We start from the raw sequence: 12,528 nt of genomic DNA on the forward strand, positions 1-12,528 counted from the left end.
AATGTGCGATTATTTTACGCCGTGCATCAATTTCTTCATAATTGGCGTTAAGAGCATAATGAACAGGCCCAAACCAACAGGAATTAATGTAAAGATTAGGAAGAATGTTTTCATAGAATACTGCGCCGTAATCTCATCGATCATGCCACCCATGGTTCCTGCAATTTTATTTCCAATCGCGATAGCCAGGTACCAGATACCGAACATAATACCGATCATTCTTCCCGGTACCAATTTCGATACGTAAGACAGGCCAACAGGCGAGATGAATAATTCGCCAAGGGTATGAAACAAATAAGCCAATACCAGCCAAATCATACTGATTTGAGCAACTTTTGCACCCGCAGGGATGCTGCTTGCACCGTATGCCAATGCACCAAATCCGATTCCCAAAAGAATCATTCCGAAGCCATTTTTGAATGTGGCAAACGGATTGTATTTACTTTCCCATAGTTTAGATACAATCGGGGCACAGGAAATGATAAATAATGAATTTAAACTACCAAACCATGATGCCGGAACTTCTGTTTTAACATCATAATATTGGTTCTTTAACATGTATATAATTAAGATCCAGATCAATAAAAATCCAACAGACAGGATAATATTTCCTAAGGCATATTTTCCAAAAGTTTGTCTGAATAACCTGAGCAATACATAAGTGATAATAGATAAGGGAATAATGGTAATCAGGGTGTTAATTACATTAAATACAATTTTCGAATTACCATCTAATACACGATCAGTATAGTCTCTCGCAAAAAGTGTCATTGATCCACCGGCTTGTTCAAAAGAAGCCCAGAAGAAAATGGTAATAAAAGCCATTACCACAATAGCAATCATTTTATCCCTTACTATCGGACCATATTGAAATATCCTTTTAATTAATAAAACTACAAAGAGTACCAGTGCAAGAAGGATAACAAATTTATCGCCATTTAAGCTGCCCACAGTGAAGTTAAACAGATTAGATCCCGTTATTTTAGAGATTGGATCGTTAATTACCCATACCAGGCCTACAATAGAAATAATGGCCACCATAACAAGATCAACCGCTGAAAATGGATTTCGTTTTGATTCTGCAGGATCTTCATTTTCATCAACAACAACAGCATCTTTTTTAGGTTTCAGGCCAATGCTGCCAAATATGTTTCTGGTGAAGTAGAATTGAAGCATTCCTACGAACATGAATATACCTGCTAAACCAAAGCCATAACTCCAGCCTAAATTTTCGCCAATGTAACCGCAAAGGATCATGCCTAAGAAAGCACCCGAGTTTACACCCATATAAAAGATCGTATAAGCACCATCTTTCTTTTCAGGATGTTTTTTGTACATTTCTGAGAGTACTGATGTCATGTTTGGCTTGAAGAAACCATTTCCCAATACCAATAAACATAAGCCCAGGTACATAAAGAAAGGATGGAATTCCATCGCCATACTCAAGTGACCCAAAGTCATGATTAAAGCACCAAGAATAACTGCCCATCTGTAGCCCAAAATTTTATCAGCCATGTAACCACCTAAAATTGGTGTTAAATAGGCCAATGAAGTGTAAGATCCGTACACCGAAAGTGCATTAACACTATCCCAACCCCAACCTGGGTTGTCAACTCCAAACATTTTAGTCGTTAAAAAAAGGACTAATAAAGCCCGCATTCCATAATATGAAAATCTCTCCCACATTTCGGTAAAGAAAAGTACAAATAAGCCTGACGGATGGCCTAGTACTTTACTGCTAAAGAAATCGTCCTTAGTTTCAATTGTTGTTTGCATAAAACATTTGTTGGTTTTAGTTTATGAATTCAGAATTTGTGTGTTGTATAAGTTAGTTTTGCAGGGCGCAATATAGGCAGTGAATGGCAAACTCACAAATTTTTAAGCCGGCCAGATGGTAATGAAGCTGTTAAAGTGGGATAATGTTAGAATTTTCTGACTGGTTTCTCATTCTTTTTAGGATCCGCATACAACTCATCACTGCTATTCGGATCGTTGTTAAGCGTTATGTTTTCCAGTAATTTTAGCTTTCCACCAATGATTTTAAAACCATCAAAGGATCCATCGGAACCATAATATTCGAATTTGCCTACCATTTCGGGATCGAAAGGAGCGAGGTGATCTAAAACAATCATACCGGCTTTAAGATCAGTTTTGAGCGTCATTGCATTTGATTTGTTATACTCAAAAATTACCCTGTTTTTATCTTTAAGGGCTTTGCCATCAAACACTGCAGCACCGAAAGTAACCTGATCTTTGTTAATCAAGAGGGGCTCAATTACTTTTTTAGTGGTCATACTGGTGTTCCCTTTCCAACCCAATAAAATGTAATAAGGTAATCTGTTACCAGAAGTAACCGGGATGATTTCATAATAACGGGCGCCAAACCATTTCTGGTTATCAAGCACCGCATTGGCATCCGAAATGTTTTCTGTCTGATCAATCAGGGGCAGTAACTTCAAATTGCCATTACTGGTATTCATTTGTATGGAACCATAATAGCGGTAATTTCCGTTTTCCAGTTGAACATACCAGCTTAGTATCCTGAAACTTTTATCAGGAGATTTGATTACCGAAACATTTTTAAGCGAGTCGAAAGGGTAGGCGAATGAATTAGGGGTTTTTAACGCTTCAACCAATGTTTTTACAAAAGACCCGTTTAGTTCCAGCTTTTTTTGATCGGTTTCTGCTTTAACTGTTGCGTTGGAAAGCTTAATCAATGAATCTTGAAAACTATCCAGTTTGCCCGATGCTTGTTGTGCAGAAGCACGCGAAACGATAAAACAGATTAATAAAAAGAGATAAAAAGAATTCTTCCTCATGCTTCGCTCTGAACGATTTTGATAATGAGATTAAAATTAAAGTTTTTCAATAACCAAAGCGCTGGCACCTCCACCGCCATTGCAAATACCTGCTACACCGATTTTACCATCGTTCTGTGCTAAAACGGATAACAAAGTAACTACAATTCTGGCTCCCGAAGCGCCAAGCGGGTGACCCAATGATACTGCACCACCATTTACATTAACTTGCGCTTCATTGAGGTTAAGTTTTTGATTATTCGCTATAGATACCACAGAAAATGCTTCATTGATTTCGAAGTAATCTACGTCTTTAATGTCGATATTGGCTTTTTTCAAGGCCAACGGAATTGCTTTTGAAGGAGCGGTAGTAAACCATTCTGGTGCCTGTTGTGCATCTGCAAAACTTATAATTTTAGCCAGGGGTTTTATACCCAGTGCTTTTGCTTTCTCTGCGCTCATGATCACCAAAGCAGCAGCACCATCATTTAATGTAGATGCGTTAGCAGCGGTTACTGTACCATCTTTTTTGAAAACAGGTTTCAAACCCGGTATTTTGTCAAATTTTACCGATGTTGGTTCATCATCTGTATCAATTACATTGATTTCTCCTTTACGGTCTTTTACTTCTATAGAAATAATTTCTTTTGCAAACTTTCCTGCAACCTGGGCTGCCTGAGCTCTTTTGTATGATTCAATTGCAAATTTATCCTGATCTTCTCTGCTTATGTGGCACTCAGCAGCACATAGCTCTGCGGCTGAACCCATATGGTAGTCGTTATAAACATCCCATAGGCCATCTTTAACCAATCCATCGGTAACCTGCCCATGTCCCAAACGATATCCGTTTCTGGCTTTATCAAGATAATAAGGAACATTGCTCATGCTTTCCATACCGCCGGCTACAATGATATCCTGATCGCCATTGGCAATGCTCTGCGCGGCCAGCATAATGGCTTTAGTACCCGATGCACAAACTTTATTTATGGTTGTAGCAGGCAAATCTGGTAATCCGGCAAATTTAGCAGCTTGAGTAGCGGGTGCCTGACCTAAATTGGCCGACAGCACATTGCCCATGTAAACTTCCTGAATATCTTCGGGTTTTATGCCAGCTTGCTCAATGGCTGCTTTAATTGCAAAACCACCTAATTGGGTAGCCGAAAACTGCGCCAATGAACCGCCAAAACTGCCTATCGGCGTACGTACAGCTGAAACAATTACAACTTCTCTCATGAGTATCTTTTTTATGAATTTGGTTAGGCTGCTAAGTTATACATTTTGGTTCATTAGTCAATAGTTCATTGGTCATTAGGCATTGGTCACACATATTCATTCATTCTCTCATTCATTCATTCACTAATTCAATCCCTCACTCATTCGCCCCTTTGCCAATTCCCTTATTCTTCTTTACTTTTTCCCTTTTTTCTCGACTTTAGCGCCTGGGTAAGCAGGAACTCAATCTGGCCATTCGTGCTGCGAAACTCGTCGGCTGCCCAGGTTTCTATTTCTTTGAGCAACGCGGGGCTTATTCTTAATACAAAAGCTTTTTTATCTTTCTCTGCCATGCTTATTCAATCGCTTGTATATTATACCTGGTTTTCAAATTGATGAGGAACATTTTCAGTTCTTCAATTTTATTGCTGCTTAACAACAGCCTTTTTCCATCCTTAAATTCGTGCTGTAAGCCTTTGTTTTTACCATTGAGTATATAGGCTTTATCTCTAAACTTAAACCAAAGACGCGTTTTAATACCATAACCTCCGTATTCGCAAATGGCATTATATTTACGGATATAGACTTTATCCAGGCTTAGCCATTTAAATTCAATGATTTTACCATGAAAGGGGGCGTATTTACAGGTTATACCCTCTTGATTAATAAGGGTAGTAAGTTTGTTTTGTTGAACTAAAATTATAATCACAAAACTGATTAATACAGCAAGCACTGGAGCGAAATAACTTTCTCTTAACTGCTGAAAACTCATTCCACCTTTATCAAAAATTAAGATGCACAAAACAAAGATGGCTTCAGGAGCTAAAAGCAGATAAAGCCACCATAATATTAAATGTTGTTTTTCTTTAAATTCCATGGCTTTAGTTATAAAGCGTTCCGGTATTTACTACAGGTTGAACGTGTTTATCTCCGCAGAGCACTACCAGTAAATTACTGACCATAGCCGCTTTGCGTTCTTCATCTAAATCTACAATTCCTTTTTCGGATAGTTTTTCCAGGGCCATTTCAACCATTCCAACAGCACCTTCAACAATAAGTTTACGTGCGGCTATAACAGCTGTAGCTTGTTGACGCTGTAACATTGCGCTCGCAATTTCAGGGGCATAAGCCAAATGCGATATTCTGGCTTCCAGCACTTCAATACCAGCCCTTGACAAGCGTTCGTTTAATTCTACTTCCAGTAAATCGCTTACTTTTTCAGCACCATCCTTTAAGGTTATGGTGTTTTCTTCACCTTCGGCATGGTCATACGGGAAAATATTGGCTAAATGACGTACCGCGGCTTCGCTCTGGATGTTCACATATTGCATGTAATTTTCTACTGAAAAAACAGCTTTTGCAGTTTCATTCACTTTCCAAACCACAACTGCAGCAATTTCAATAGGGTTTCCGAGCTTATCGTTAACCTTTAGTTGTTGTCCGTTCAGGTTGTTTGCCCTTAAAGAAACTTTGCGTTTGCTCGTTAAGGGATTTACCCAGAAAAAGCCATCGGTTTTTACCGTTCCTACATATTTACCGAAAAGGGTTAATACTTTAGATTCATTAGGGTTATTAATGATTAATCCAGGTAAAACCAGGAAGAAATTGAAAGCAAGCAGGCAACCTCCCCAGATAAAACTCTCCGTTACGAAACAAAAAACTGCTAAGCCAATTAAGGCCAGGAATAAGGCGAATGTTAAATATCCGGATGGCGGATTAATAATTTTTTCTTGATACATGATTGATATTAATTTGATATCATAAAGTAAAATATAAAATTTGGTAATTGCAAACAAAACCAGTAAAATGTATATTAGATAAAAATGTTATTTTTGACTCCACTATAAATGTATTGTTTTGGCAAAAATCAAGAGAAATTCCCATAAAATCCTGTACCGTAAATACTCATCAAATCTGAAATATGTGATGATGGTAATTACGGTTTTCATCATTACCCTTTTTTTACCTAAGCAGCCGCGCTTTCGTTATGAATTTGAGCGAAACAAAGTGTGGATGAACAAAGACCTGATTTCGCCATTTAGTTTTGCTATTTTAAAAACCAATCCGCAGGTTGTTACAGATAAGAAAAATGCATTAAAGGAGGTTCTGCCTGTTTACCAGTTCGATCAGGAGGTAACCGCCAACGCTTTAGAAGAGTTTTCGAATGAGTTCGACATCAAATGGAAAGCTACCCAGTTAGATGAAAAGGATAAAGCTGTTTACAAGAATGAGGGTTATAAGCTTTTAAAAACCATTTATGATAAGGGGATTGTGGGCCTAAATGTGAAGCACCTCGGTGGAGCGAAGAATTATGATTTCTCTTTAATGTCTCATAATGTAGCTAAAGATCGCAATACCCAGGATGTTTTTACTGCAGAAACTGCGCTAATTTACTTTCGAACCAACTTCAAGGCTACTAATCAGGTAATGGCCGATCTGGTATCTAATCTGGCTGAAGATCACATTACACCGAATATTATATACGATGAGCGCTTAACGCAGGTTATTCAGGATAATACCGTTAATAATGTATCTACCACTAAAGGCATGGTGCAAAAAGGTGAACTGATTGTAGCCAAAAATGATGTCATTACCGATGAAATTTATCAAAAATTAGAATCTTACAAAGCCACTTACGATGCACAAACCAAATCAATTGGAAGCAGAACCCTTGTTTATCTTGGGCAGGTGGTGCTGGTTGCCTTCATATTAACGATTTTAATGTCCTTTCTTTTTCTTTTCAGAAAGGATATTTTTGCAGATAACCGGCAGCTTTCTTTAATTCTGATCGTAACTACCGGTATGTTGCTGGCACTTACCTGGGCATTAAAAATGAATATAGCCAGCCTATATTACATTCCTTTTTGCGTAGTGCCAATCATCATCAGGATTCTATTTGATACGCGTTTGGCCTTATACCTGCACATGCTGGTAATTCTGATTGCCGGTTTCTTTGTGGCCAATAGTTTTGAATTTGTTTTTTATCAGGTAACGGCGGGCATGGTGGCCATCTTCAGTATTAAGAATTTTGTGAAGCGCGAACGTTTTCTGGTCTCTGCACTATTTATACTTCTCGCATATTTTGTTGCCTTTGTAGGCATTGCACTTTTGCGTGAAGGTTCGCTCCGGGATATTGAGTGGATTAACTTCCTGCCTTTTGTTTTCAGTGTATTGCTCTCACTTTTAGCCTACCCGTTAATTTATTTATTTGAGCGTATTTTCGGTATCACTTCGGATGTGGCATTGATAGAATTAACCAATACCAACAATAAACTGCTTCGCGAGCTGGCTTTTAAGGCTCCGGGAACATTTCAGCATTCACTACAGGTGGCCAACCTTGCAGAGGCGGCTATTTTTAAAATAGGCGGTAACTCTGTGTTGGTTAGGGCAGGGGCGCTTTATCATGATATTGGTAAGGTAGATAATCCCCAATATTTTATTGAGAACCAAAATACCGCTGTTAGTCCGCATGATAAACTGCCTTATGAGCAAAGTGCACAGATTATTATTCAGCACGTACATAAAGGAATCGAAATTTTAAGGAAAAATCAGATCCCCGAAGCCATTATCGATTTTATCCGGACACATCATGGCAATACCCGGGTAGATTATTTTTACCAGTCTTTTTTGAAAAACTCGCCAGAGAAATTCGTAGACGAAAACATTTTCAGGTATCCTGGCCCGATTCCTTTTAGTAAGGAAACTGGTGTTTTAATGCTCGCCGATTCGGTGGAAGCAGCCTCAAGAAGTCTAAAAAATCCGGATGCACAGAATATAAATGACCTGGTTGAACGGATAATTAACTACAAATTGGAGCAAAATCAGCTAGATGACTGTGATTTGACATTAAAAGATATTGAAACTATCAAATTGATATTCAAGACGATGCTGATGAGCATCTATCATGTTCGCATAGATTATCAACAATTATCATAATTTTTTTTTGCAGAATAGGTTGTTTTACTATATTTGCACACCGAAAAACAACGACGCTCCGGCGAAATTGAAAAAGGAAGGTGAGGTGCCTGAGAGGCCGAAAGGAACAGTTTGCTAAACTGTCGTACTGGTAACGGTACCGCGGGTTCGAATCCCGCCCTCACCGCCAAAACAAAAATGATAAACTCGTTTATCATTCCTCTGCAAGAGGTAAAAGGTGATACCTAATCGGGGTGTAGCGTAGCCCGGTATCGCGCCACATTTGGGATGTGGAGGTCGTAGGTTCGAATCCTGCCACCCCGACAAAAATCAAAAGCCTGTAAGTTTAACTTACAGGCTTTTTTTGTTTTAAAAATCTATCAGCAAGTTTTTAAAGATCCCGGAAATAAAAGGATTGTAGGATTAGGCGAAAAAATTAGCGGAAGTAGTTTAGCTATATATCTTCTGAATCAGAATAAGCCAGGATCTCTGCCATCTTCAATTTAATAAGTCCAACATCATGTTCAAAAAAAAATAATCCTTATTTTGCAATGAGCTAAAAGTCAGTCATCACTGAAGAAATCATTGTAAATACATGACCCTATTAATTGTTTTCAGCTGTATCGCACTGTTAATCTTGATGATTGCAGTATTTAAAATTAATGCCTTTCTAGCCTTTTTGGTGGTTTCTTTATTTGCCGGGATTGGTTTGGGTTTACCCTTGATCCAAATTGCTGCTGCAGTAGAAAAAGGGATCGGCGATGTTTTAGGCTCACTGGTGATCATCATTACAACTGGAGCCATGCTTGGCAAACTGGTTGCAGAAAGTGGAGCCGCCCAGAAAATTGCCCAGGTTATGGTGGGGGTGTTTGGTACCCGGTATATTCAATGGGCAATGGTAATTACCGGGTTTGTTATTGGTATCCCTTTATACTACGGAATAGGTTTTGTACTCATGGTGCCCCTGATTTTTTCGATAGTTTACCGCTATAAACTACCCGCAATTTACATCGGACTGCCCATGCTTGCAGCACTATCTGTTACGCATGGTTTTTTGCCACCGCATCCCTCACCGGCAGCTTTAGTCGTTCAGTTTAAGGCCAACATGGGGCTTACGCTGGGTTATGGCATGTTGGTAGCCATACCGGCCATATTAATTGGCGGACCTCTCTTTGCAAAAACACTCAAAAAGATTCCTTCCAACCCGATGGCTTCATTCATAGCGAAAGAACTACCCGATCAGGAATTGCCCGGAACTTTCATCAGTTTATTTACCGCTTTGCTTCCTGTAATTTTATTAGGCCTGGCCGCCCTGCTGCCTTTGGTACTCGCTCCATCCTCATCGGTTATACCGGTCATAACATTTTTAGGACAACCCTCTATTGTGATGCTGCTGGTATTGATTCTGGCCAGTTACTTTTTAGGGATAGCCAGAGGGAAATCCATGGATTATCTGTCGCAGATTTTTGGCGATGCTTTAAAGGATATTGCCATGGTGCTATTAATCATTGCAGGCTCGGGTGCGTTGAAGCAGATTTTGACAGCAAGCGGTGTAAGTACAGAAATTGCGGGTTATTTGCAGGTATTATCAATCGATCCGCTGTTATTAGGCTGGTTAATAGCCGCATTAATCCGTTTTTGTGTAGGATCGGCCACAGTTGCCGGGCTTACCACCGCAGGGATCATCTTACCGCTCATGACGGCAACACATACCGATCCCAATTTAATGGTGCTGGCCGTTGGTGCTGGCAGTTTAATGTTCTCGCACGTAAACGACTCCGGCTTTTGGCTGTTTAAAGAGTACTTTAACCTCAGCTTAACAGATACCTTTCGTTCATGGGCACTCATGGAGACCATCGTGGGAACAGTAGGACTTATAGGCATACTTATATTGAAAACAATGATATCATAATATGGAAAATTTAAATGCAGATGCGCGCTTCGAACAACTTGGATTAACACTGCCACCGGCACCCGCACCTTTGGGAGTTTATAAGCCTTGCATGGTAGATGGGAAATACTTATACCTCAGTGGGCACGGCCCGGTGAGGGATGATAAATCTTTAATTATCGGACGAATTGGCGCCGATATGGATCAGGAAGAGGGGAAGCTTGCGGCCAGACAGGTGGGCCTCACCATGCTGTCAACCATCAAGAGCAATCTGGGAAGTTTGAATAAAGTGAAAAGGGTTATCAAAGTGCTGGGAATGGTTAATTGTACCCCTGATTTTGAGAAACATCCTTTCGTAATTAACGGATGTAGCGAGCTTTTTGCCGATGTATGGGGTACTGAGAATGGAATTGGTGTCAGAAGTGCCGTTGGTTTCGGTTCGCTTCCCGATAATATTCCCGTAGAAGTAGAAGCCTTATTTGAATTGTACTAAAATTCTGGTTATGGGAAAAGAAGAGTGGTATCAGATTAAGAATGCTGAAAGTGTCGAATCACCCGGACTTGTTTTTTATGTTGAACGCATTAAAGCCAATATTACGCAAGCACTTTCTATGATTAATGATCCCCAACGGCTTCGTCCGCATGTGAAGACACATAAATCTTTGGAGTTGAGTAAGATGATGATTGCAGCCGGGATTTCGAAATTCAAGTGCGCAACCATCGCCGAAGCAGAAATGCTTGCCCTGGCCGGTGCAGCAGATGTGCTGTTGGCTTATCAGCCTGTTGGCCCGAATATAGATAGATTTATTGCCCTGCAGCAGAAATACCCTGCCACTGAATTTAGTTGCCTTATAGATGATGAGGCAACGGCGGAGGCTTTGAATACCCTTTCTGAAGCCTATGGAGTAAAGAGTTTAGTGTGGATAGACATAAATGTGGGTATGGACAGAACAGGTGTTCGCCCAGATAAGGTGGTTAAACTCTTTACAGCATTGCAGCAGCTGGATGGATTAAGGTTTAAAGGGTTACATGCCTATGATGGCCATATTCACGAATCTTCATTCGATATCCGTAAACAGCAGGTATCTATAATTATAAGACTTTTACAGAAATTACAATATGAAATTGCAGCCATATCAGGACAAGCAATAATTGTGGTTGCAGGTGGAAGCCCAAGCTATACGATTTACAATAAAGACACTGATTTTGAATGTAGTCCGGGTACATTTGCGCTTTGGGATAAGGGGTATGGAGAGGCATATGAAGAACAGCATTTTCAATGCGCCGCCCTTGTTCTTTCCAGAATTGTATCATTTCCCGGTACTAACCTGATTTGTTGTGATTTAGGGCATAAGGCAGTGGCTGCAGAAAAAAGTTTAGACAGAAGGGTCATTTTTCTTAATGCACCAGCACTTAAGGTTGTTAGCCAGAGTGAAGAACATTTAGTACTGGATGCCGGTGATGGGCATACTTTTCGGGTAGGCGATTTACTTTATTGCTTACCCTATCATGTTTGTCCAACAGTAGCCCTTTATGAGCACGCTACTTGCATAAGTGCTGGCCTGGCAGGAGAAAATTGGGGAATCAGTTCAAGAAAAAGAAAAATAACGATATAAGCTTATGTTTACGATAGATGCCCATTTGGATTTGAGTATGAATGCCCTGGAATGGAACCGCGACCTCCGCCAGCCACTGGCTGAGATCAATAAGCGGGAAGCAGGGGAAAAAGATAAGCCTGATCGTGGAAATGCAACTGTATCCTTGTCCGAATTGCGAAAAGGGAATATTGGTTTAGTGGTAGCCACACAAATAGCAAGGTTTGTAGCGCCCGAAAATCCTTTACCAGGATGGCATTCTCCGGAACAAGCCTGGGCACAAACTCAGGGACAGTTAGCCTGGTATAAGGCCATGGAAGATTGCGGCGAAATGGTACAGATCAATACTTTAGCAGGTTTAGAAGCTCATCTGAAACAATGGGAACAAATATCACCCAAAGCCGAACGTCCTGTAGGATACATTTTGAGCCTGGAAGGAGCTGATTCAATTGTTTCAGTATCCTATTTACAAAAGGCTTATGACAATGGTTTAAGAGCACTCGGGCCTGCCCATTACGGACCAGGAAGATATGCTCAGGGCACAGATGCAACAGGAAAGCTGAAACCAGATGGATATGCCTTGCTGGCCGAAATGGAAAGGCTAAATATAATATTAGATGCCACACACCTGTGTGATGACAGTTTTTGGGATGCACTTGATCATTTCAATGGCCATGTATGGGCCTCGCACAACAACTGCCGGGCGTTGGTGAACCACAACAGGCAATTCAGTGATGAGCAGATTAAAGAACTGGTATCACGCGGAGCCGTAATTGGTGCAGCGCTTGATGCCTGGATGATGGTTCCGGGATGGCAAAGGGGGATTTCCACCCCTAAATCAATGAATTGTAGTCTCGAGGTAATGGTTGACCATATCGACCATATTTGTCAAATTGCGGGTAGTTCAGCGCATGTGGGCATTGGCTCAGACCTTGATGGTGCATTCGGAAGAGAACAATGCCCCTTTGACCTGGAGAGCATTGCAGACTTGAATAAACTTCCTGAATTACTAGCCAATCGAGGTTATAAGCAACAGGATATTGAAAACATGATGCATGGCAACTGGCTTAGGTTTCTTCGTAAAGCCTGGGCAAAATGACAGGGGATATCCGGTAAA

The 12,528-nt window shown here is 40.4% G+C and carries 11 protein-coding genes and 2 tRNA genes; 7 read left to right on the forward strand and 6 right to left on the reverse strand.

From position 1 onward, the window contains the following. Positions 1-9 precede the first annotated feature (9 nt). The 6 genes from ACQY77_RS00615 to ACQY77_RS00640 all read right to left on the reverse strand — a co-directional run bounded on the left by ACQY77_RS00615 (position 10) and on the right by ACQY77_RS00640 (position 5,749). Positions 10-1,776, reverse strand: a complete 1,767-nt coding sequence (locus ACQY77_RS00615) for a peptide MFS transporter (RefSeq protein WP_421939927.1) — start codon at positions 1,774-1,776, stop codon at positions 10-12. 146 nt (positions 1,777-1,922) lie between these two features. Then, on the reverse strand, positions 1,923-2,819 hold the full coding sequence (locus tag ACQY77_RS00620) for a hypothetical protein (RefSeq protein ID WP_421939926.1): 897 nt from the start codon (positions 2,817-2,819) through the stop codon (positions 1,923-1,925). A gap of 36 nt (positions 2,820-2,855) precedes the next feature. Then, complete coding sequence (locus ACQY77_RS00625) at positions 2,856-4,031, reverse strand: acetyl-CoA C-acyltransferase (RefSeq protein WP_421939925.1); 1,176 nt, start codon at positions 4,029-4,031, stop codon at positions 2,856-2,858. 164 nt (positions 4,032-4,195) lie between these two features. Continuing rightward, on the reverse strand, positions 4,196-4,363 hold the full coding sequence (locus ACQY77_RS00630) for an Arc family DNA binding domain-containing protein (protein ID WP_421939924.1): 168 nt from the start codon (positions 4,361-4,363) through the stop codon (positions 4,196-4,198). Positions 4,364-4,365: 2 nt separating this feature from the next. After that, positions 4,366-4,887: a hypothetical protein gene (locus tag ACQY77_RS00635; RefSeq protein WP_421939923.1), complete on the reverse strand. Its 522-nt coding sequence runs from the start codon at positions 4,885-4,887 to the stop codon at positions 4,366-4,368. Positions 4,888-4,891: 4 nt separating this feature from the next. Next, positions 4,892-5,749, reverse strand: coding sequence for an SPFH domain-containing protein (locus ACQY77_RS00640; protein WP_421939922.1), 858 nt, complete (start codon positions 5,747-5,749; stop codon positions 4,892-4,894). Between the two features lie 118 nt (positions 5,750-5,867). On the opposite strand from ACQY77_RS00640, the gene ACQY77_RS00645 reads away from it, so the two are divergent. The 7 genes from ACQY77_RS00645 (at position 5,868) to ACQY77_RS00675 (ending at position 12,510) form a co-directional block, all read left to right on the forward strand. Next, positions 5,868-7,946 carry an HD family phosphohydrolase gene (locus ACQY77_RS00645; protein ID WP_421939921.1) on the forward strand — a complete coding sequence of 693 codons (2,079 nt, stop codon included), beginning with the start codon at positions 5,868-5,870 and terminating at the stop codon, positions 7,944-7,946. A 79-nt stretch (positions 7,947-8,025) separates the two neighbouring features. Next, positions 8,026-8,115: transfer RNA gene (locus ACQY77_RS00650), tRNA-Ser, on the forward strand. 60 nt (positions 8,116-8,175) lie between these two features. Continuing rightward, positions 8,176-8,249 (forward strand) — tRNA-Pro (locus ACQY77_RS00655). Positions 8,250-8,520: 271 nt separating this feature from the next. Then, entirely contained in the window at positions 8,521-9,837 is a 1,317-nt protein-coding gene (locus ACQY77_RS00660; RefSeq protein ID WP_421939920.1) for a gluconate:H+ symporter, read from the forward strand. Position 9,838: 1 nt separating this feature from the next. Continuing rightward, positions 9,839-10,309, forward strand: a complete 471-nt coding sequence (locus tag ACQY77_RS00665) for a RidA family protein (protein ID WP_421939919.1) — start codon at positions 9,839-9,841, stop codon at positions 10,307-10,309. Between the two features lie 10 nt (positions 10,310-10,319). Beyond that, a complete protein-coding gene (locus ACQY77_RS00670) occupies positions 10,320-11,432 on the forward strand; it encodes a D-TA family PLP-dependent enzyme (protein ID WP_421939918.1) in 1,113 nt (370 codons plus the stop codon). Between the two features lie 4 nt (positions 11,433-11,436). Further along, the gene (locus ACQY77_RS00675; RefSeq protein WP_421939917.1) at positions 11,437-12,510 is read left to right on the forward strand and encodes a dipeptidase; all 1,074 of its coding nucleotides are present in this window, start codon (positions 11,437-11,439) and stop codon (positions 12,508-12,510) included. Positions 12,511-12,528: the final 18 nt, after the last annotated feature.

The organism is Pedobacter sp. (assembly GCF_965279535.1).
Taxonomy (GTDB): Bacteria; Bacteroidota; Bacteroidia; order Sphingobacteriales; family Sphingobacteriaceae; genus Pedobacter.

Bases quoted from the DNA above. Each gene is read 5' to 3' on its own strand.
- ACQY77_RS00635 (WP_421939923.1), bottom strand. From the start codon at position 4,887: ATGGAATTTAAAGAAAAACAACATTTAATATTATGGTGGCTTTATCTG.
- ACQY77_RS00670 (WP_421939918.1), top strand. From the start codon at position 10,320: ATGGGAAAAGAAGAGTGGTATCAGATTAAGAATGCTGAAAGTGTCGAA.
- ACQY77_RS00675 (WP_421939917.1), top strand. From the start codon at position 11,437: ATGTTTACGATAGATGCCCATTTGGATTTGAGTATGAATGCCCTGGAA.
- ACQY77_RS00615 (WP_421939927.1), bottom strand. From the start codon at position 1,776: ATGCAAACAACAATTGAAACTAAGGACGATTTCTTTAGCAGTAAAGTA.
- ACQY77_RS00660 (WP_421939920.1), top strand. From the start codon at position 8,521: ATGACCCTATTAATTGTTTTCAGCTGTATCGCACTGTTAATCTTGATG.
- ACQY77_RS00620 (WP_421939926.1), bottom strand. From the start codon at position 2,819: ATGAGGAAGAATTCTTTTTATCTCTTTTTATTAATCTGTTTTATCGTT.
- ACQY77_RS00640 (WP_421939922.1), bottom strand. From the start codon at position 5,749: ATGTATCAAGAAAAAATTATTAATCCGCCATCCGGATATTTAACATTC.
- ACQY77_RS00665 (WP_421939919.1), top strand. From the start codon at position 9,839: ATGGAAAATTTAAATGCAGATGCGCGCTTCGAACAACTTGGATTAACA.
- ACQY77_RS00630 (WP_421939924.1), bottom strand. From the start codon at position 4,363: ATGGCAGAGAAAGATAAAAAAGCTTTTGTATTAAGAATAAGCCCCGCG.
- ACQY77_RS00625 (WP_421939925.1), bottom strand. From the start codon at position 4,031: ATGAGAGAAGTTGTAATTGTTTCAGCTGTACGTACGCCGATAGGCAGT.